The following is a 20,696-nucleotide window of genomic DNA, read 5'->3' as shown; positions in this document are numbered from 1 at the left end:
TTGGAAGAAGAAGATAAGCTCAGATCAAAGAAGGTGGGTGCACGAGCGATAGTCTGGTGGGATCCCACGCATATCTCAACCACAGAGACAGGCTAGTGTCAAAACCAATTTGATAAATATATTGCTTGTACAAGGAGTCAATAAGCGAGACTCATATTAATTATACATTCTACTGGCTTTTTTGAAATCCTTCGACTCTGACAAGATCCGAGTGCTGAATAGAGCGCGCGTATTCAGTAGTGTTAGGAGAGTAACTAATTATAACACGAAGCCCCGGGAATATGGGCCTAATATATGAAATAATTTATGTCTTAAATAATGTGATGGCGGTTTCCATTGACTCCAGTCTCAACTTATTTGTGCCTTCTTGCTCTAGATAGATCAATAAATGAATATCGTACTCTCGGGATACCCAGCTAGTGGAACAACGACGCTGGCTATGCGGCTTGCAGATCGATATTCCTTCACTCGTATTGAGGCAGGTGAGATCGTTCGTGAGGCTGCAGAAGCTCACGGACAGAGTTTGGTCGCCTTTGACCAGACGCTTTGTGAGAACGAAGAACTCGACCGGGAACTGGACGCCAAGATCCGCAGCCGAGTCGCTGAGTACAATCGGGTGATCTTAGAGTCTTGCTATTCCGGACATCGATTAGATAATACTGCTTTACATATCTGGATGACCGCACCCCATAAACAGCGAATACGACGTTTTGCTGATCGGGAGGGAATATCTGTAGCAAAAGCCAGCGAAAGAGTGCCGTCTATCGAAAGATCCATTCGTTTCAGGGCTCGCGAATTTTATGGGATCGATATTGAGGATCGTCAGGTGTATGATGCAGTCATCAATACCGGGGAGGCCACTGTCTCCGAGTCGTTTGAGCAACTACAAAATCTACTCTTTGAGGAGGATCTCATTGTGAAGCCGCCATCAGTGTAGAACGGGATGTGTAATCACAGTCCTCTAAAAAGTCGCCAGAGGATATTAGTAAAGAGATCACGTACATAGAGATTCAGGACGAGGACCAAAAGGAAGATTAAAAAAAGGACAGCTACTGTTACAGTAGCGAAATTGAAGATTTGGCCTCCTCCAACGAAAGCGCCGATTACCAGCGTGCCCAAGATCGCTAGAGTAATGTTCAGAAAGTCCCGGAGCGAGTCATCAATTTCTTTGACGGAAGAGATTTTATAGTCACCCCGTGTTGTGACGCTGTCCTCGTTACGGACTCCATCCCTAACCCGAATCATCTGGCGATCGCTACCGGTCCCAGTCTGTGTTGCCTCTTCGACACCATATTCATCTTCCCACTGGATGAACATTGTCCGATCTTCCATCGGTGACCAGTATTCAATCTCGGGACTTGTCCAGCTTGACCCGAACGTCCCACCCCTCGGTAACGTATAAAAGTGATATGTATGCCTGACCGGGCCAAACTCACTGGCCGTTTGTAGATCGAAAATAAACTCTCCCTCACCGTTGTATGTTGGTATGGTATCGGTGCTGAACCGGATCCAGAACGTGATTGCATCTACGTACTCATCAAAATCTGGACCTTGTGTGATGAGTTTCTCGCGTACCTCCTCCTTGGGGAGCAAACTGGGTTCACCGCTCTCACTGCCTGTATCGAAATTATAGCAGGTGAAGTGTGTCCAATCTTCATCCTTTGTCTGAGGTTCAATGTCGCAAGTGACAGGGATCGTCACTACTCGTTGAGAGAATATATCGCTGTTGACAGTATGTAAAAACACTTTGTCTGTTGTGGCAACAGTACCTTTCTCAAAATACGGTTCTGTATCATCCAAAATTTCAAAATGTTTGTACATGCTATCCCACCTATCATCACCATCATTTCCATGTGTACTATCAGCCTCATAATACGGTGTAGTCGTATCAAGTTCAGTTGAAACGTAGTCAGATTCACCCAGAGAAAAGTCTTCAACAGAGATGTCAGTTTGAATATCGAGTTCAGTTATCATCAATTCTTCATCAGAGTCATTCCCAAGCACTATTTCTACCCAGATATCCGACTGTTGTTCCTCTATAAATGTCCCTGTTGTAATTTTAACTATCTCAACCTCTTCTTTCAATGAAGAGACACCTGCTCCTATCTCTCCAGCACGGCCTCTAACATCAGACAAAACCACTTTCGGTGGAATGGTTTACCTCCGCGAGTTTAATGCGTATTGAACAGGTGGGGTATTAAATGCTATTGTCAAGACCAAATACAGTCATCTGTTGAATCTACACTCTATATTCAGCACGACCGCTGAAAAATATCAACCTCGGAGGGTTTTAACAGAGCCATTCTACTCAAGTTTATTGAGTCGATCCTCTAGTGTATTTACTCGGTCAATGAGATCTTCTACAAGAGTATTATAGACTTGGAGTTCGGAAACACGTTTCGACAACTTAGCGACATCAGCCGGCATTGATAGCTCCGCGCGGTGTTTCCGTACAAACTCTGTTCCACTTTCTGTCAGCGATAACGTTTGTATTCTATCGCCTAGTTGTTTATCCAATCTCATCTGCTCAGAAACATCCGTTTTAATTAATCCACTAGCATTATATCCAAGCTGGTTCTGAACACGTTTTTTTATACCCTGCTCGTCTGTGGCACCAACTGGTTCAACGGCGTCCACTAAGCTTGATCTTCCATGTAAATATACGTACACGAGGAGTCGTTGAGACATCTCGTCAATGTGGTAAACCTCACCTCCACTTTCCTCGTAATATATGGCTGCCATTATACACTTTCATTTTGGTCAAATTATGATAAAGCCTTGGCCGAAGCCTTACTCTATTCCAACCAGATGCAATATGAACAGGTGCCCCTGCGCTGTTCCGTGTGGCGGTTGATTTGGTCTGGAGGGGTGCGTAACTACTTACTAATAGCCATACATCTATGATCATATCATCAATGGCCTCACAGATCCCCACACTGCTTGAGTCGTGCGTTCCGCACGACGATGTTTTGGCGGGAACCCTCTCGGAAAATGAGTTCGCAGCAAAGCTCTCTGACGTAGTTTTCCGACCCAAAGAAACACCAGAGATCTACGGTAACCCCGATACATTCTTTGAAAAAACGTATCCGACTGATGGACTTCAGGATCTTCTCACACTGCTTGCAAAACGGTATGTTGGAAAACACCGGGACGAATTCAGCGGTAAGGATGGGTTGTTGTCCCTCGATACAGTGTTCGGTGGGGGCAAAACCCACTCGCAAATCGCCGCATACCACTTCTCACAAAATCCGGACGCGATTGACGATTTATCTGAGTATATTCTTGACGATGAAGCACGTGCGAGCTTTGAGAAGCACAAAAACGATCTATCGGTTCGGACTGCTGTCTTCGAGGGAGGGTATGTCAGCGCTAGCAACGCTAAATGCAACAAGAGCGACCCGAGTGCTCCTGACACCCAAACGATGTGGGGTGAAATCGCATACCAGCTGGCTGGTGCAGAGGGCTATGCGATGTTTAGTCAGTACGATAAGGATCGCATCGCTCCGGGAGAGTCTGATATCGTTGACCTGTTCGAGTCGATGGAAGATCCCGGACTAGTGCTTATCGATGAGGTAGCTCAGTACTTTGAACAAGCCGCCGCTGTTGGGCTTGAGGAGTCAACACTAGCCGATCAGACGAACTCCTTCCTATGGTCATTGATGCGTGCAACGCAGAACACTGACACCGTCACAGTCATTCTCTCCGTGTCTGCTACTGCATTCGAGGAACGTGCACAGCAAGTGCAAGAGCTAATCTCTGATCTTGACGGCATCTCTGAGCGTACTGAACACGCTGTCACACCCACTGCTGATGACGAAGTCGCAGCAGTTCTTCGTCATCGGTTGTTCGAGAGCATCAACGATGATGCCGCCTCCCGAGTTGCTGACGAGTATCAACAATTCTATCGAGGCTTTGAGGATGAACTGCCGGACAGAGTTACCAAAGCTGAATTCCGAGAACAGCTCGAAGAAACATATCCGTTCCACCCAACCCTCATTGATCTCCTCGGCAAAGAGATAGACACTCTCCCTAATTTCCAACGTACCCGTGGAGCGCTCAAACTGGTCTCGCGGGCAGTCCATCACATTTGGAATGATGAAGCAGCGAATACGAATCGTCACTACGTCCGTGCGTTTGACATGCATCCCTCGGACGATTACGTTTGGTCAACGCTTCTCGACCTGTTTGAGCACATTGAGCAGGACCTTCGCACGGCAGCCAAGTCAGATATCTACACAAATGATGGCAAAGCAGCCTGCCAGTATGAGGATGACAACTGGACGCCGATGGGACATCCGCCGATAGCAACCCATCTCGGAACGAGTATTCTGTGGAAAAGCATCGTTTCCGGCGGGAACCGAGGGCGAGGAGTGACACGTCGGAAACTCTGGGAGATGATTCTGGAACCCGATGTTGAACTCGACCACTATCGTGATGCACTGAAGAATCTAAACGAAACCGGCTCGAACCCTGACACTGAAGCGTTCTTCCTTTACGAAACAGAGAACGGATTGCTTCGGTTCAAGGGTGAGCCCAAGATCTCCAAGCTCATTACTAACGAGGCAAAACAGATCGAGCCCGGGGTCGCTCGGAACCGTCTCGAACAAACGATTGGGGGTGCACTCGGTGGGGGTATTTTCGAGACGATCTATGACCCGCAGGCTCCGTATGAGGTTCCAGACGACTACGATATTGTTCGGCTCTGTGTGATGGGATTTGATGCCGTGACGGTCACGAGCGATCTTGACGAACCGCCGGAGCTCCTCCAGACACTCGCAAACAAGACCGGAAACTCACCGGGATCGGAAAAGAAGCGAGTCTATCGGAACAACGTGATCTCCCTCGCAGCTGGTGAGCAGGAGATGAGCGGCGCGCTCGATCACGCGCGACGGGTGAAGGCGATGGAGCGAATTCTCAACGGGGAGGCATGGGAGGCTGAACTCAACAGTGCACAGCGGGATGACCTTGATGAACGTCTTCAGAAGGAGTCAGCACTGCTTGGTGAATCGGTTCGACAGTCCTACCGACATCTCTACTATCCGGACTCGGGAGGTCTATCGAACGAGACTATCGATTCCGTTAGCGACAGTTCAGACCTCCACGACATCGTCTTTGAGAACCTCGAAAGCCTTGACAAACTCATCACACAGGATGAGGGGGCACTCGGTACGACATGGTTCAGAAACCGAATCTGGCAGTCAAACCCGGATTCGATGACCACGCTCGATATTCGTAAGCTCGTCGCTAAGCGGACAGACATTCGTATTCTTCTCGATCCGAGGCCGCTTCGGGCGACAATTCGAGCCGTAACGATGAGTGATATGGCAAAGTACGTCTACTGGGATGATGCCAATCAGGAGGGCTACTGTTCCGAAGGAATGACCGTGGAAACTGCCGAAGGGATCAAGACACTCTCAGATGCAGAGGGGATGTCTACTGAGCTCCCGATGTCGAGCGTAATCATCAGCGATGATCAGTACGTGTATGCCAGTGGAGAAGCGCTGCTCGACGAACACGCTCTCGATTTCCCTGAACCGGATCTGAAAGGTGAGGAAGATGGAACGGACGAGACCAGCCCAGACAGTGATGAAGAATCAAGTAGTGGAACCCTCGGTGGATTCGGAGGGACAGGCAGGACTGATGAGCAGCCAGAGCTCTCATTCACTGCAAGCACTGACTCACCAAGTTCCATACCGGGAGCATTCTCCGCTGTGAACACGACCATCGACCAGAAGAAGATGAGTTTGCGCGACAACTTCGACGTATCTAGCAGCGACGTCGTTGTTGAGGTGGACTCCATCGAAATCGAGCTGGAGGGTGACCAAGTCTGGGAGCGAGCATGGTTCATCTCGAATAAACTCAAAGATTTAGATAGTATTGGGGAAGCAACGTCCATCGTGTTTGAATACGTCGCACAAGGGGACGATGCCTCTACCAGCATTTTCGAGGCCGGCTTCGAGGGGTCCGCAGCAGAGTTTGCCGACCACTTCGGGACGAACCATATCCCAGAGAGCTTCATCAGTGCGGGTGGAGCATCGGAAGGAGAAGCGGTTCTGATCATTGATACGGAGTCGATGGAGGACAGATCTCACGAGGCAACTCTTGGGGTGCTACAGGAGGCATTGGAAAGCCTCGGTGGGATTAATAACATCGAACTGGTCGTCTCTGGTATTGTGAAGGAGGCTTCGGAGCAGAGTGAAGAGGTGAGTGTATGAGCATTGAGGCAGAGTCGTTCGCCTACGGCAGTAGTATGTACGGCGGCCGGCCGACGTTCGCGTTGACGCGTCGGCTCGGTGACGACGCCGGCCTCACATTATACGAACTGATTCCCGAAGATCTCGCGGACGGACGCCAGAAGCGATTCCGAAAGGCGAACAGCAATCGTAAACTCACACGGATGTCCGTCACGGATGCTGTTCCAAACGTGCGAGAGGATTCCACTGGAGTTCTCGATTTTTCCGAGGTCGGTGCTCCGTCAGCTCGCGCTCCAAACGATTGGCAGTGGAACGACTGGTGTGCGCTGAAAATCGCGACACTCTCGGACAGCCGTCAGCAAGCGATTCATCGGCTGGTCCGCGATGTATTAGGTGACTGCGGGATTGATATCGACTTCGTAACTCGAGGGGAAGGGTCGGTCGTGCTTTCAGAAGGTGCTGGAATTCGACTTACCATTGCGTTCTTGGCAATGAAGCGACTGTATAAGTACGAGAAACTGAGTACTGTTTCAGACAGTATTGCCCGAATGAGTTTAGAGGAGTGTTATTATTGGCACGCGAAGTGTAGGTCACCATCAAATTCGAATGGGGTTAAAGCGCTCAGAACGTTACTCACATCTCACATATAATAAAATGTCAGAAACTACTAAAAAACTTCGGCAGTTGAAAATTGAACAGATACTCCCTACTGAAGTAGTCGGGATTGAGAACATGAAAGAAACCAAGTCAGGAGGGTCAACTATGTCTTCACATCGCTTGATTCATCCTTGGTTTGCACGACGCCCAACAACTGCTACAAGATTGGCGGTTCTCTCATCTATCCTTCCAAGTGACTATCCAAACGACAAGTTACTCAGACTGATGAAAATTGGGCCTAAACGGCTTCCTGAGGGAGAGTCGCTAATAGATTATATCGAGAGGAAGAGCGTGACGGAGGAAAACCGTAGCGGGACTATACCCGAACACTATGGCTATGACTATCCACATAACCGGAGTCCAACAAAAAATGAACTGAATGAATTGCACGAGACACTCCGTCAGCATTGGGATGGCGACTTGCCCGTTCTGCTAGATCCAACCTCAGGTAGTGGAACAATCCCACTGGAATCCCTTAGATATGGATTACCCACTAAAGCAAACGAACTGAATCCCGTAGCATGGCTACTTAATAAAGCTGTACTTGAATATCCTACACAAGTCGGGAATATTAGAGAAGATGTGAAGGATTGGGCTGAACAAATAGACAAATACGCATCCGAGGAGTTAGAACCGTATTTTCCCTCTGATACCCCAGATAAAAACCCATCACATTATTTCTGCACCTATAGTATCGAGTGTCCTTCTTGCGGTTCCCGGCTCCCCTTAGCGAATAAGTGGTGGTTTTATAAACAATCTTCTGGAAATGCGCATGCAATTAAACCAGTAATTGACGGAAATACTATCAATTATCAACATTTAACAGAAGAGGAGGCCAACAGAGAAGGATTCAATCCATCTGAAGGGACGGTTGAAAATGCCGATGCAGAATGTCCCACATGTACTGTCGTCATTGAGGGAGATACAATAAAAGAGAAGTTCAGAACAGGAGCATTTGAGTATGAGATCTGCGGCGTAAAGTATAAATCAGGGAACGGTTCCGAATATCGTGGCACGACTCAGAAAGACAGAGATGCATTCAAAAAAGCGAGAGACAAAGTATCAAATAATCTGAACTACGCAACTCTTCTCACAACAGATGTATCTGAAGGAAACAAAACCAAAGAGCTTCGCAATTACGGAATAACACAGTGGAGGGATTTGTTCTCTCCACGACAGTTGTTGAGTCACGCGGTTTATCTAGAGGCATTTGAAGAATATAAGCAAAAAATAAGGAGTACACATGATGGTCAGGAAGCCGAAGCTATCATCACGCTTCTCTCACTTAGTGCTAGTAAGTTAATTGAAAGGAACTGTCGAGCAGCACCCCTTCGAATAGATCGTGGATATGCTGCAAACATGTTCGGAACGAATAATTTCGCATTTCAATGGACTTTCGCCGAGTCAAATATGTTCTCAGGCTCTCTGAGCTATCTTTCTGCGGTAGATGATGTTATAGAGAATTATGAAGAAATAGTAGGGTACTTTTCTGAAGTAGAATCTACAGAAATATCTGTTAATCAAGGAGACGCTGCATCCCTTGATTATCCCGATGAGTCAATTGATGCTGTTGTAGTGGACCCACCGTATGGGAATAACGTCATGTATGCTGAACTCTCCGATGCATTTTATGTTTGGCTAAGAGAATACCTTCAGGATATCTTCCCCGAGGAGTTCTCAAGCGAAACAACGAACAAATCAGATGAAGCGGTCGAAAACATCGGTCTTGTAGAACAGGTTGGAAAAGGCGATTCGAAACAATCGGTTGCGAGGAAACGATATGAAGAAAAAATGTCAGATATTTTTTCGGAGTGTTTTAATGTACTCCAGCCGGGGGGAGTCTTGACTGTATACTTCACCGATAAGGAAGCAGGGGCTTGGGATGCGTTGACAATGTCTCTAATCAACTCCGGATTTCTCATTTCTGCAACACATACAGTTACAAGTGAAAAGTTGGCCCGAATTGGTATGAGGGACGTAAACTCTGCAGATAGTACACTTCTCATAGCGTGTAGAAAACCACCTTCTGGAGAGACCGTACGAGGTGAAACCCCGTCGCTCTGGAGTGATGTTAAAATGAAAACGCGAAAAATTGCGAAGGAAAAAGCCGAGGAACTTCTTCAATCATCAGTCAACATCTCAAAAACGGATCTCATTATTGGTGCGTTCGGCCCTACTCTTCGAGTATTCACAGAAGAGTATCCAGTAGTTGATGCTTATGACGACCAGATAAGGCCTGAACAAGCTCTCGAACAAGCAAGAGCGGCGGTAACAGAGGTATTAATTGAAGAGGAACTTGGAGACACCCTCGATAATGTTGACAGTTTGACCAAGTGGTATGTACTTATGTGGCTTATTTACGAACGCCCCACCGTTCCATACGACGACGCAAACCAACTAGGGCTCGGGGTTGGTGTTCAAATTGACGAGATCAAGAGGGATACAAAAATTTGGAGCAAAAGTAAGGATAAACTCATTCTACAGGGTCAATCTGACCGCGTTCGAGACTATACTGCATTAGAGGCTGGCGAAAAGAGGCGTAAGAGAGCCTACCCAGTTGACCCAAGAAATGAATCGTATCCGTATGTGATTGATTCAGTTCACGCAGCGCTAAATGTGTTGGATACAAAGGGGTCAGACTATACTTGGAATTGGTTGAATGACCGAGCGTTAGCTGATGACCCGCAGTTCAGACGTACTGTAGAAAGTCTTCTCAAGGTTATACCCAATTCACACGATGACTTCGAAACACTAGTTAATCTGGTTTCGGGGGATACTGGCCAACTACTAGATATAGATGCCGGAAAGCTGATAAAAGACGAAGGTTCAGAAGACGAAACAACGACTCTCAATGATTTCTGAATAAATGGTATTTACGGATAGAAATTGGGAGCGAATTTATGAAAGCAATTTCACGGGAAAATACACTCTGGTCAGCGTATTCTATCGTCCGGTACTCTCAGAGGCCGTTCAATACGACCGCTTAGCGGGCTATCTAAGTCTCCAAAATCTCGCGGATGCACTCCAAGGAATTGAATCTGCTTTCGAGACCGACGGAGAAATCCGTATTATTGCTTCAAAACAACTGGGTCAAGAGAACAAACCCGTTCTTACCGACGACGCCCCTCTCTCCGAGGAAGGTGAGTCACGACTCGCTCTCATCGCCCAAATGCTGGACGAGGAGCGACTCCACCTCAAGATCGGAGAACCGCGGAATAACTCCGACTCGGGCATCTTCCACCCCAAACTCGGTATCGTGACCGACGCCGACGGGAATCGTATTACGTTTGAAGGCAGCATCAACGAAACTTACAACGCGTGGTATCGCAACTACGAGCGATTCAAAGTCCATCGCTCGTGGGATGAGGTCGAGAACGAGTACGTCAAACAGGACGTGAAGACATTCGAGCGGCTCTGGAACGAGGAACACGAAGATGTCGAGGTCACGGACATCGACGAGGCTATCGAGCGAGACATTCTCGACTGGCAGCCCGAGTCTGACGAGGAGATCGAGGAGCACGTCGAACGACTGAAAAAATCGAGCGAGCCACCTGCCTCGGAAGCGACAATCACGCGCATCGCCAAAGAGCGCGAGCTTCTTCCCGGTGCGCTCCACATCGCCGAGGAGATCAGTTCGATTGACCCGTGGCCGCACCAGCGTGTCATCGCCGACACGGCTGCGAGCATCTATCCCGAAAGCCTCCTGTTTTGTGACGAGGTCGGTCTCGGGAAAACTATCGAAGCCGGGCTCACCATCTCGCGACTGCTCACCATCGGTGAGGTGAACGACGCCCTGCTCCTCGTACCCGCTACGGTCCAGCCACAGTGGCAAGAGGAGCTTCTGGAGAAGTTCAACATCAACGTCTACTCTTATGAGTACAGCGGCGCACAGCGCGTCCTACGGGACGCCTACGGAATCGAACACTCCCTCTCTGACTACGAGACCCTCGATGCATGGGACGACTCTCACATCGGCGAGTTTGTTTCTAACCGTGAGGAGCCAACGGTCGTACTCGCTTCATGGCATACCGCCCGCCGGACCCAGAACATGGGGATGTTCTCACCAGCTGTCCACTGGCAGGAGGAACATCCGGGCGAGCCACCGGCAGACCGTTTCCAGTGGGATCTGACGCTCGTCGACGAGGCACACCACGGGCGGAAGGGGACGAATCTCTACGAGCTGCTCACCGAGCTTCAGAAAGACACTGCCTGCAATTACGTGCTCACGGCAACACCGATGCAGCTGGAAATTACTGAGCTATTCGATCTCCTCCGGCTGTGTGACCTACCCGATGGCTGGAACGACCGGAAATCGTTTGACACGTACTTCGAGATACAACAACGTCTCCCAGAGGCACTCGATGAGGTCGAAACCGATTTATCGAGAACGGTCGAGGAGATCCTTCCAGATCTGGCCTCGAAACTGAGTTCTGAACCGGATGAAGGACTCAGACAACTCCAAACGTGGGTAGGGATGATGCAAGCCTTCGTGCAGAAACATGAGGACGTGGATACGTGGGTGAGCGAACGTATCGATGAGAGTAGCCTCGGATTGAGTGGACGTCGTCGACTACATCGAGTACTCGGAACAAGCCGTCTCGGGACGCGAGGTTGGAAGGAAAAGTTCACCCAATTACCGCCCGAAAGTCTCCGATTCCTACTGGAGCTAGGTGAAGAAACAACACCGGTCAAGTCCCGCGTATTTCGTAACACCCGAATGACGCTGCGGATGTGTAAGGAAGCGAACTTGCTCAACGAGAATATTCCCCGGCGGGAGATCGAGACTCGCTCGGTTGAGCTCGGTGAAGCGGAGCCACTGTACGAGCGGGTTGAGACCTATATTGACGAGGTGTATGACCAATCGAAGAAACTCTTGGAGGGTAAAGAACGAACGGCGCTCGGTTTCGTGATGACGACGTATCGTCAACGATTGACCTCCAGTCTTCACGCTATCGAAGAATCACTCAAACGACGCCGGGAGAGCCTGCGGTCGGGTTTCACTGAGACGATTGAGGACGTTTCAGATAGCGATCTAGAGACGGGTGCGCTCACCGACCGCGAGGAGGTATTGCGTCGTGAGTACGGACTCCGGGTCGACCAGATCGGGGCAAACAGTCCTGCTGGTGAACGAGTGCGTCAGTTTGAGTTGAGTGAACTAGAGGAGTTCATCGCGCGACTATACAACGTGCCCGAGGATCCCAAATTGAAACAGTTGATGCGGGATCTATCCGAGCTGAGCGCACGAGGACGAGACACCGTCATCATATTTACGCAGTACACGGACACGCTTGACGCGATCAAGGAAAAGGTCTGTCTCAGTCATAGTGATGTCGGGACCTACTCAGGTGACGGCGGCGAGATTTATCAGCCAGATAGTGGGGAGTGGAAATCAGTATCCAAAGAACGTGTTAAGCGAGAGTTTACTGACACCGACGGTGACCTCTCGATCCTCGTCTGTACGGATTCAGCTAGTGAAGGATTGAATCTCCAGACATGCGATGCGATGATTTGCTATGATCTGCCGTGGAACCCACAGAGAGTTGAGCAGCGAATTGGACGGATCGACCGCATCGGCCAGAAGAACGAGCGAGTGCTCGTCTGGAACTACGTCTATGACGAAACCGTTGAGGAAGATATCTACGAGCGACTTGGCGAACGTATTAACCTATTCGAGCAGGCTGTCGGTCCGTTGCGTCCAATTCTTGAGGGCATAGAAGGTGAGTTGCAGAGTATTGCGATGGGCGACTCTGCGAAGTCTGGAGAGGATGTTGCTGCCGAGGCAGAAGCTCAATCTAAGCAAGCGGAGCAGAAGGTTCGACAAGTAGGTTTAGCACAAGAGCTTGATCGGATTCGCCCTGAAGATATTATTGAAGAGGCCAAACTCTACGGTTGGACTACTCCACATCCAGACGTGGGTCGAATTGGCTATCGAGACAAGCCGTTTGAGCCTTTATTGAATCCCGAAGTGGTGAAGCATCTCTTCACGCAGAGTCAAATCCTCCGTAATAAGGGATGGACATTCGAGATGCTTGATCGCCAGCTAACCGAAGATGAAGATGCGCCATATCAAAAGCTCTACCGGCTAGAGATTCCAGAAGATGCATCTCCGCCGATCCCACGTAACCCACCCGAAGACACAGTACAAGCGATATATGCTGGTGAGGATGAAGTGTTGGTATCCTTCGATCCTGAGGTGTTAGAGTGGTACCCCTCCGTCATCATTCCTCTCCCTCATCAGGAGTTGTTTGAGTACTTACTTGATGAACTCTCATCTGAGCTTGAGGGAAGAATTGAAGACGAGATCATCCGTGTCGCTGGTGACCTCAGTGAGAAAGGTGCCCGTATTTGGACTGAACCATCTGCTGTCTCAGATGCCTGTGTGGCCACTTACGCAACGAAGACTCAGCGCCGGCTAACTCTTGATGTGCCTCTGCCTGACGAAGCGGCAGGGAGAAGAGAGATTGATGATTGGTTGGAGAGATATGAGGAATCTGTCAAGACCCGCTAAATTCGAATAAGCGAACTTCTTATCCGTAATATGGTCTAGATACGGCTCTTAAAAAGGATTTCATACATTTAGTTGAGCGTCATCCTCTTGACGGCCTCAGTGAAGCAGAGATGGCTGAATATTGATAGTCCCCTCCGTCTTGCAGACAGATCTGAATCAATAATACATTGTTCTCATTATAACAACACATATATTTAGAATTACTTACAAGATTAAGTATGACTCAGTCTGGTGTATCAATAGGTGATGCAGCAAAAGCTGGTAGTTTGGTCGCGCTTTGCCTGTTTCTAATATTGTATTTGATTATGTTACAGTCCGCAGACGGAACCACTGAAGCAGTGAATGTGTTTGAGCGAACACTCCTGACAGTAATTTTTGTCTTCATACCAACATCAGAGATTGGAGCTATGATTAGTGTATTCTCGGGAGCTGTCGCCGCGGCTATTTCATTGGATAACTTCAGCCCCTCCGTCATCGGGGTGGTTTTCGCGTTCGGGTTTGTTTACACATCAACCAATATAATCATTAATTGGTTCACCGTCCCAGTGTAGTACCAGAACGCTGAATGGATTTCTTCATTCTGCACTAGGTATCCATATTGCGCGCTGATGAGTGATTTCGGCAGATTATACAAGCAAACACGAGATCTAAACTAATACAAGAGTTATTCCGTAGACGGGCTCCCTTCGACTAGTTGGACGACCACTCCCTCTGATGGAGATAGATTGGACAATTCAGACGTTATCATTGAGTCTGCCTCCTCGGACTGAATCGTTAGCTGGATTCTTCCTTGATTAGATGCTGTTACTCTCCATGAGTATTGATCTGTATCTTCGGCGAAGTCCGATATTGAGGTCGGGTTTAAGTATGCAATATCGTCGTACGTTGCGTCCGCCATCTTCCCCAGATGCTCATCCCACGTATTATTCCCTTTATGCTTGGAGAGTTTCTCAAAGACTCTCTCGCTCACCTCAATCGTCTTTTTCGGCATAGTCAACCACACTATCCGCTCTCATGTATACTCTCGGCTTGGAAAGCTCCATGATCAAGCCATCGTGTTCCGGTATAATCTACGACTAAAATCAGAGCCCACAGAGGCTAGGTCAGATTCAATAAGTGAATGATTATATGCCTACCACCCGGATTTGGATGTACGCGAATCACCAGACGACACCCTGATCAAACGGATTCATTCGATGATCGAACGAAATCAAATTCGACAGCCAAAGTCGGTTTATATACAACCCGACGCCGTCTGTTGGATTCGGGTCGTTCGAGAATCGAACGGGCGCGACGAGATTTGAACTCGCGACATCTTGGTCCGGAACCAAGTGCTCTGTCCACTGAGCTACGCGCCCCCCATCGGTCTGATACTGAGAGTGGGAATTTAATATTTCTGTTCATCGCACATGGATGACGAGAACGTGGGAGCGGCACACAGCTGGAGCGTTCGGTTGTCGTTACGCCGATCCACCAACGGACTCAGCAGATTGTGGCAACGGGAGCTCAAATATCAACATAGATATTCAGAGATGCGGACTTAACCGTTGGAACAACAAAGGTGAGTATATAGAACGGATGTCCCCGCACCGTGGCACCGGTCGACCGCCCGCCCACATTGAGCCACCGCCACACGCCGATCGATTCCTCGTCGTGGCCGCTGTCGACGGCGAACTCGGGTTCGTGGGACCGGGCGTCCCACGGGTGATCGGGTTCGACCGTAAGGACCTCACCGGCGCTGACCTCCTCAACCATGTCCACCCCGACGAGCGATCGGCGGTCTCGAACGCCCTCTCGGCGGTGGCAACCGATCGTCGTGTCGTCCACCGCATCAGGCACGCCAACGGCGGCTACGTCTGGGTGCAGTCGGTCGTTGATGACGAACTCGCCCCCGGATTCGGCGGTCGGGTCGTCACCGCCCGCTGTGTCGACATTGAGCACTCCTTTCCCGAGCGATTTCGTGAGTTTTTGGAATACGGAACGGACATCGTCACCGTAGTCGACACGAACGGACGGGTCCGTTATGAGAGCCCCTCAGTCGAGGAGGTATTAGGGTACGAGCAGGGCTCACTTGTCGGTCGGTCCCCGCTCGGATACGTTCATCCGGAGGACCGCGACCGCGTCACCGAGGAGTTCTATCAGGCACTCACCCGCCCCGACGACTGCTCCGCACTTGAGTACCGCTACCGGACCGCCGACGACGACTGGGTCTGGCTCGAATCCCGCACCCGCGGACTCCCGGAGGACACCGTCGGTCGGCTGTTGATAAACTCCCGGGAAATCACGGAACGAAAACGTCGGGAACGCCGGATCGCCGACCGCAACGAGCGTCTCGACCGGTTCGCGAGCATCGTTTCACACGACCTTCGAAATCCGTTGGCCGTCGTTAAGGGATCCATCGAGATGGCACGGTATCAGGACGACACGGCGCCGCTGGAACGGGGAGAACGGGCAGCCGAGCGTATCGACCAACTCATCACGGAGTTGCTGACGCTCGCCCGGCAGGGCGAGGGAATAGATGATCCGACGGAGGCAACGCTCGCGAGCGTCGCATACGAGGCATGGGAGACCATCGATGACGACGATGCGACGCTCGTCGTCGCGGACGATCCGCAGATCTTCGCGGACCGGAGTCGTCTGCGGCAGGCCCTCGAGAACCTCTTCCGCAACGCCGTGGAGCATGGGGTCGTCGACGAGACGGGGAGCGTCGACGACCGCGAACGGACGGCCGGCAACGGTGAACGTGGAACTGACAACAGCGAACGGGCGGCTGACACCGACGAGGACCGGGGGACGAGTTCAGAGACGGATGACACGTCGGTGCGGGTCGTCGTCGCCTCGACGACGGATGGGTTCGTTGTCGCCGACGACGGGCCGGGGATCGACCCGGACAACGTCAAGAAGGTGTTCGAACCGGGTTTCACCACCAACGAGGAGGGGACGGGCTACGGGTTGGACATCGTCCGGGAGATCTGTGAGGCACACGGCTGGTCCGTGACGGTCGCGACCGACGGGGTGACTCCCGTTGGTAACGCCGCCGTCGATCCCACCGCCCACGTCGAGGACGACCGTGTACTCCTCCCCGATGGTGCCCGATTCGAGATCCGCGGCCCGACGCCCGAGCAGGCGACCGAAGAGCCGTGGATAGGCGAGTGAGGCGTTTGTCGGTGGCTGTTTTTAATCACAACCGTCAGCCTCGCGATGTCGTTTGGATGGGGCCGCTGGCATCCCGACGATCATTAGATGGCGTATGCCCGCGTGGCGGAGACGAGCGCCTTCCGGTAGTCACTCGCGGTCGGGTCCGGTCCAAGCGAGCCGAACCGTCTTTTAAATGCATCGACCTCGACGTTGGGGGCGTCGCCGTCGGCGACGCGGGCAAGGTCATAGATCCGATGATCGGGTGAGGCGAGGTCGTGTCGCTCGATGAGTGCCAGCGCGAACGCGGCGTTGACGGCCGTGATCGCCGGATCGGCACCCGTGCCGGTCGGTCGTGAGCCCGGCCGCGGCGGCGTGGGTCGGTCGGCGACGGCCGCCGCGAGCGTCGATTCCAAGAACCCGAGGAGCTTGTCCGACGGCACGACGGAGAGGGTGATGTCGTCGGCGTAGATGTCCTTCATGTGATTGGCGATCTGATAACACTGCGTGAGTTTGCGTCGTTCGACGCGCTCGCCGGCGAGTCCGAGATAGAGCGCCTCCTCGGTCGATTGGACGTGTGAGACGTGCTCCTCTTCATACCGGGCCATGTGTGAAAACTCGTGAACGGCCAACTCGCGGGCCATCGCGCTCGTCGCGGCACGCCGCGAGACGTTCAAAACGTGTTTGTCGGGATAGTGACCGGCCCATGTTCGCTCGTCGGGGTCCTCACGAATCCGAACGTGGACCGGTTTTTCCAGCGAGAACTCGGTCTCGAACAGGTCGGCAGCGCCGAGAAACGGGTCGGGGGGGACGTCCCCCAGTACGCGAAGATCCATGCGTATTATTCACATAGTGTGTGGAGATAAGTCACTTGCGGCCAAATGCGGGCGTAGTCGGCGGATCACCAGCAATGTTATCGGCGAGCCGACACGCCGCGGTCACCGATTCGTTGCTGGCGACGTGTCCAACGTCACCGGTTCGTTGCTGGCGACGTGTCCAACGTCACCGGTTCGTTGCTGGCGATATGTCCGTCTCGGTCAATCTTGCAGGCAAGTCATCGACAGCCTCGGTCGGGAGTTTATATCCCCGCGATCCGATCGAATGGGCATGTCCACATCGGCCCCGTCGTCGACACCATCGCGTGCGTACGCCGCGTACCGTGGCGGACTGGCGGTCATCGACGATCCCACCGGCGAGGCCACAAGCTCGTCGATTATATTGGACGATCGCGACGTGGAATGCGTGGCGGCAACCGGCTCGACGCTGTTCGCTGGCACGTTCGACGAGGGGCTCATCCGGTCGACGGATGCGGGAGAAACCGTCGAGCGCCTCGGCACCGACGCGATCGACTCGTCGGCGGTGACGGCCGTGGCCATCAGTCCCCACGATCCCGACGTGATCTGGGTCGGGACGGAGCCATCGCGGGTGTACCGCTCGACCGATGGCGGCGACTCCTTCGAACGACGCCCCGGCCTACGGGCGGTTCCCTCGGCTGCCGAGTGGTCCTTCCCGCCGCGCCCGGAGACCGACCACGTTCGCTGGATCGAGCCCGCACCGGCCGATCCTGACCGATGGTACGTGGGCATCGAGGCGGGTGCCTTGCTCGTGACGCCCGACGACGGGGAGACGTGGATCGACCGCCCCGAGGGAGCACGCCGCGACAACCACACGCTCGCGACTCACCCGATGGTCCCCAAGCGCGTCTACGCCGCCGCCGGCGACGGCTACGCCGAGAGCACCGATCGAGGTCGAACCTGGACGACGAGACACGACGGGCTCGATCACGGCTACGTCTGGGGGCTCGCGGTCGACCCGACCGACCCCGAGACGGTCCTCGTAAGCGCCGCCGCGAACGCAAGCGACGCGCACCGACGGGGGCGATCGTATCTCTATCGCCGATCCGCTCCACGATCGGGCCATTCGACGGCAACAGACGATGGGAGAACAGTGACCGAAGAGCGGGCGACGGGGACGACGGATGAGGAACGGACGGCCGCGGGAACGGATGGGACGACCATGGCGATAGATGGGGAGCGGACGGTCACGACGACGTGGGAGCGCCTCGACGGGCGGGGCGTTCCATGTGGGGACGGAATCCGACGGGCGGTCCTCGCTTCCGGAGTAGCCAGCGGGGAGTTCTGGATGCTTCACGAAGGCGGGCTCTTCCGGACGACGGACACCGGAGACTCCTTCGACCGGATCGACGTCGACCTCCCGGATTCGGTTCCACGGGCGCTCGCGCTCGCGTAAAATCGACTCAGTTCCGATCCGTTCCGACGACGAGGACGGGCACGTCGGCCCCACGCTGAAGTCGAACCGGGAGCGGTTCGGGGTTGATCAGCCGGTCGAGGCCGGTCCGCCTCGCGGAGCCGACGACGATCAGGTCGACATCGTGTGTGGCCGCGAAATCGAGCACTTCCTCGTGGTCGATTCCGTAGCGAAACCGCTTTTCGACCTCGACACCGGCACGGTGACCGCGGGCAGCGGCGTCCTCGACGGCCGCTTCCCCGGCACGCTCGCGGCGTTCGACCACCATGTCCCAGTGCTCGGTCGTATCGACGACGTAAAGCGCCTCGACGGTCGCGCCGTGTGCGGAGGCGAGATCGATCCCGACATCGACGGCGGCTCGACCCGTCGCCTCCCCGTCGGTCACGACCAATACGCGTCCGAAGAGGCCGGTAGGGCCCGGATCCGTGCCGGTCTTTGCGGTCGATGGGTTGGTCGCACCTGACTGTACGAGCTCCGCGGACGAGTTTCTCGGCGCGCCGGAGCGATCGCGCGTCTCGGTGTCGGTTTCGGTTTCGATTGACATGGTCGTTTATGGGACGATCCGTCGCGTCGTCCCGCGGTTATCACTTGATTACACGGACACACACTTAACAATTTTTGAAAGGATTGACGATTATCATTATCTATCCGGATTCGACACCAATTTCGATCGTGATTTACCCCGACCGAGCCATAGACAAAAGATCATTCGGAATAGAACCATACAGTTGTCATCATAGAAGGGGCTACAGCGGCAAGGAACGCGACCGTGGATTCCCGTGGGCGGCCGAACTTACGGTGGGGCGTAGACGACGAACGAACTCACGGACGAGACGACGAACGACCTCACGGACGGGACGACGAACGGAACGGATGGCCACAATGGACTCCCAGTGTACCGATCCGCGGTATCGAAGCCGTTAAGCGGCGAACCCGCAAACGGTGGCGTATGCAACACCTCATCGTCCGCGGCGATCCCGGCATTCGAAAGGACGCGATCATCGAGTACGAGGGTGAGGAACTGGTGTGTTTCGGGATCAACAAACAGGGCGAGTGGCACGGGCCCGATGAGCCACAGCTCTGGTGTACGGTCGGCACCGAGGACGAGCGCGAAGCCTACGACAAACGCCAATACGTGCCACACTGGTTGGACGTCGACACGGTCGACGCCGACGCCCTCACCGTGATCAAAGCGAAGGGCGACCTCTCGGTATAGGGCGCATTCTCCATTCCAGCCCGATTAACCTCGAGCCCCCGTTCACACCGGCGGATCGGCGAGCCACGCCTCGATCGCCGAGGCCATCGCCCCACGGCGGTGGATCACCCCGTGTTCGGGGTCGACGACCGTACTCTCGACACCGCCCGTCTCCCCACCGTCGACGATGGCCGAGACGCCCGCACGGATCCGCCCGTCGAGGTCCCCGACTCGGACGACGCTCCCGGTACCCGAGACGTTCGCACTCGTCGCCGTCAGCGGCCCCGTCGCACGCAACAACGCGATCGCGATCGGATGATCCGGAACCCGAACGCCGACGCGATCACGGCCGCCGGTCAGCCCGTCCGGCACCGACGGGCCACGTTCGGCGACGACCGTGATCGGCCCGGGGAGGAACGCCCGCATGAACGCCAGCGTTCGCTCCGTGGGCCGGAGGTGTCGCTGTGCGGCCGAGACGCTCCCCACGCCGAGCGAGAGCGGATCGTCGCGGTCGCGACCTTTCAACTCGAAGACGCGTCCGACGGCGTCGGCATCCAGCGCGTCCGCGCCAAGGCCGTAGACGGTTTCGGTCGGATAGACGACGAGCTCGCCGGCTTGCGCCGCGGCTGCCGCCTCCCTGACCGCCTCGCGGGTCGCCGCGGACAGTCGGCCGTGGTGATCGACGGTCACGGTCGATGGTTTGTCGGCGGACCGAAAAAGCGTGACGCGTCATCGCGAC

General features: G+C 53.3%; 15 protein-coding genes and 1 tRNA gene. 9 read left to right on the top strand and 7 right to left on the bottom strand.

Annotation, left to right across the window (positions count from 1 at the left end; genetic code table 11):
* Nucleotides 1-388: 388 nt before the first annotated feature.
* Complete coding sequence (gene cmk, locus CHB65_RS07640; protein WP_089384470.1) at nucleotides 389-937, top strand: (d)CMP kinase; 549 nt, start codon at nucleotides 389-391, stop codon at nucleotides 935-937.
* A gap of 14 nt (nucleotides 938-951) precedes the next feature.
* Here cmk and CHB65_RS07635 read toward each other — a convergent pair whose 3' ends face one another.
* Both CHB65_RS07635 and CHB65_RS16830 read right to left on the bottom strand, forming a co-directional pair.
* A complete protein-coding gene (locus tag CHB65_RS07635; RefSeq protein ID WP_143420366.1) occupies nucleotides 952-2,142 on the bottom strand; it encodes a hypothetical protein in 1,191 nt (396 codons plus the stop codon).
* A gap of 162 nt (nucleotides 2,143-2,304) precedes the next feature.
* The gene (locus CHB65_RS16830) at nucleotides 2,305-2,742 is read right to left on the bottom strand and encodes a hypothetical protein (protein WP_143420365.1); all 438 of its coding nucleotides are present in this window, start codon (nucleotides 2,740-2,742) and stop codon (nucleotides 2,305-2,307) included.
* Nucleotides 2,743-2,900: 158 nt separating this feature from the next.
* On the opposite strand from CHB65_RS16830, the gene CHB65_RS07630 reads away from it, so the two are divergent.
* The 5 genes from CHB65_RS07630 (at nucleotide 2,901) to CHB65_RS16820 (ending at nucleotide 13,910) form a co-directional block, all read left to right on the top strand.
* On the top strand, nucleotides 2,901-6,215 hold the full coding sequence (locus CHB65_RS07630; protein ID WP_245809927.1) for an ATP-binding protein: 3,315 nt from the start codon (nucleotides 2,901-2,903) through the stop codon (nucleotides 6,213-6,215).
* A complete protein-coding gene (locus CHB65_RS18060; RefSeq protein ID WP_089384467.1) occupies nucleotides 6,212-6,844 on the top strand; it encodes a DUF7680 family protein in 633 nt (210 codons plus the stop codon). Before CHB65_RS07630 ends, CHB65_RS18060 begins: the two co-directional genes overlap by 4 nt.
* 4 nt (nucleotides 6,845-6,848) lie before the next feature.
* Nucleotides 6,849-9,713 carry a DUF1156 domain-containing protein gene (locus CHB65_RS16825; protein WP_179213609.1) on the top strand — a complete coding sequence of 955 codons (2,865 nt, stop codon included), beginning with the start codon at nucleotides 6,849-6,851 and terminating at the stop codon, nucleotides 9,711-9,713.
* A 4-nt stretch (nucleotides 9,714-9,717) separates the two neighbouring features.
* Nucleotides 9,718-13,359 carry a DEAD/DEAH box helicase gene (locus CHB65_RS07615; RefSeq protein WP_089384465.1) on the top strand — a complete coding sequence of 1,214 codons (3,642 nt, stop codon included), beginning with the start codon at nucleotides 9,718-9,720 and terminating at the stop codon, nucleotides 13,357-13,359.
* Between the two features lie 218 nt (nucleotides 13,360-13,577).
* Nucleotides 13,578-13,910 (top strand): hypothetical protein, encoded by a 333-nt coding sequence (locus tag CHB65_RS16820; protein WP_143420363.1) that lies wholly within the window; start codon nucleotides 13,578-13,580, stop codon nucleotides 13,908-13,910.
* A gap of 113 nt (nucleotides 13,911-14,023) precedes the next feature.
* Here CHB65_RS16820 and CHB65_RS07610 read toward each other — a convergent pair whose 3' ends face one another.
* Nucleotides 14,024-14,350 (bottom strand): hypothetical protein, encoded by a 327-nt coding sequence (locus CHB65_RS07610; protein WP_089384464.1) that lies wholly within the window; start codon nucleotides 14,348-14,350, stop codon nucleotides 14,024-14,026.
* 294 nt (nucleotides 14,351-14,644) lie between these two features.
* A tRNA-Arg gene (locus CHB65_RS07605) sits at nucleotides 14,645-14,717 on the bottom strand.
* A 220-nt stretch (nucleotides 14,718-14,937) separates the two neighbouring features.
* On the opposite strand from CHB65_RS07605, the gene CHB65_RS07600 reads away from it, so the two are divergent.
* Nucleotides 14,938-16,515 (top strand): PAS domain-containing protein, encoded by a 1,578-nt coding sequence (locus tag CHB65_RS07600; RefSeq protein WP_245809926.1) that lies wholly within the window; start codon nucleotides 14,938-14,940, stop codon nucleotides 16,513-16,515.
* A gap of 83 nt (nucleotides 16,516-16,598) precedes the next feature.
* Here CHB65_RS07600 and CHB65_RS07595 read toward each other — a convergent pair whose 3' ends face one another.
* Nucleotides 16,599-17,330, bottom strand: a complete 732-nt coding sequence (locus tag CHB65_RS07595) for a DUF5781 family protein (RefSeq protein ID WP_089384462.1) — start codon at nucleotides 17,328-17,330, stop codon at nucleotides 16,599-16,601.
* Nucleotides 17,331-17,601: 271 nt separating this feature from the next.
* On the opposite strand from CHB65_RS07595, the gene CHB65_RS07590 reads away from it, so the two are divergent.
* Nucleotides 17,602-18,744, top strand: a complete 1,143-nt coding sequence (locus CHB65_RS07590; RefSeq protein ID WP_089384461.1) for a beta propeller repeat protein — start codon at nucleotides 17,602-17,604, stop codon at nucleotides 18,742-18,744.
* 7 nt (nucleotides 18,745-18,751) lie between these two features.
* Here the strand turns inward: CHB65_RS07590 and CHB65_RS07585 are convergent, their stop codons facing one another.
* Nucleotides 18,752-19,306: a universal stress protein gene (locus CHB65_RS07585; protein ID WP_089384460.1), complete on the bottom strand. Its 555-nt coding sequence runs from the start codon at nucleotides 19,304-19,306 to the stop codon at nucleotides 18,752-18,754.
* Between the two features lie 405 nt (nucleotides 19,307-19,711).
* On the opposite strand from CHB65_RS07585, the gene CHB65_RS07580 reads away from it, so the two are divergent.
* Complete coding sequence (locus CHB65_RS07580) at nucleotides 19,712-19,978, top strand: HAH_0734 family protein (protein ID WP_089384459.1); 267 nt, start codon at nucleotides 19,712-19,714, stop codon at nucleotides 19,976-19,978.
* A gap of 42 nt (nucleotides 19,979-20,020) precedes the next feature.
* Here CHB65_RS07580 and CHB65_RS07575 read toward each other — a convergent pair whose 3' ends face one another.
* Nucleotides 20,021-20,647 carry an L-threonylcarbamoyladenylate synthase gene (locus CHB65_RS07575; protein ID WP_245809925.1) on the bottom strand — a complete coding sequence of 209 codons (627 nt, stop codon included), beginning with the start codon at nucleotides 20,645-20,647 and terminating at the stop codon, nucleotides 20,021-20,023.
* Between the last annotated feature and the right edge of the window lie 49 nt (nucleotides 20,648-20,696).

Source organism: Halorubrum vacuolatum (assembly GCF_900188065.1).
Classification (GTDB): domain Archaea; phylum Halobacteriota; class Halobacteria; order Halobacteriales; family Haloferacaceae; genus Halorubrum; species Halorubrum vacuolatum.
The sequence above is the reverse complement of the archived record's forward strand: the minus strand, read 5'-3'. Positions and strand labels throughout refer to the sequence as shown.

Excerpts from the sequence above, each read along its gene's own strand:
- CHB65_RS07630 (WP_245809927.1), top strand. The coding sequence starts at position 2,901 with ATGATCATATCATCAATGGCCTCACAGATCCCCACACTGCTTGAGTCG.
- CHB65_RS18060 (WP_089384467.1), top strand. The coding sequence starts at position 6,212 with ATGAGCATTGAGGCAGAGTCGTTCGCCTACGGCAGTAGTATGTACGGC.
- CHB65_RS07580 (WP_089384459.1), top strand. The coding sequence starts at position 19,712 with ATGCAACACCTCATCGTCCGCGGCGATCCCGGCATTCGAAAGGACGCG.
- CHB65_RS16825 (WP_179213609.1), top strand. The coding sequence starts at position 6,849 with ATGTCAGAAACTACTAAAAAACTTCGGCAGTTGAAAATTGAACAGATA.
- CHB65_RS07595 (WP_089384462.1), bottom strand. The coding sequence starts at position 17,330 with ATGGATCTTCGCGTACTGGGGGACGTCCCCCCCGACCCGTTTCTCGGC.
- CHB65_RS07590 (WP_089384461.1), top strand. The coding sequence starts at position 17,602 with ATGTCCACATCGGCCCCGTCGTCGACACCATCGCGTGCGTACGCCGCG.
- CHB65_RS07610 (WP_089384464.1), bottom strand. The coding sequence starts at position 14,350 with ATGCCGAAAAAGACGATTGAGGTGAGCGAGAGAGTCTTTGAGAAACTC.
- cmk (WP_089384470.1), top strand. The coding sequence starts at position 389 with ATGAATATCGTACTCTCGGGATACCCAGCTAGTGGAACAACGACGCTG.
- CHB65_RS07585 (WP_089384460.1), bottom strand. The coding sequence starts at position 19,306 with ATGTCAATCGAAACCGAAACCGACACCGAGACGCGCGATCGCTCCGGC.
- CHB65_RS07615 (WP_089384465.1), top strand. The coding sequence starts at position 9,718 with ATGGTATTTACGGATAGAAATTGGGAGCGAATTTATGAAAGCAATTTC.
- CHB65_RS07600 (WP_245809926.1), top strand. The coding sequence starts at position 14,938 with ATGTCCCCGCACCGTGGCACCGGTCGACCGCCCGCCCACATTGAGCCA.
- CHB65_RS16820 (WP_143420363.1), top strand. The coding sequence starts at position 13,578 with ATGACTCAGTCTGGTGTATCAATAGGTGATGCAGCAAAAGCTGGTAGT.
- CHB65_RS16830 (WP_143420365.1), bottom strand. The coding sequence starts at position 2,742 with ATGGCAGCCATATATTACGAGGAAAGTGGAGGTGAGGTTTACCACATT.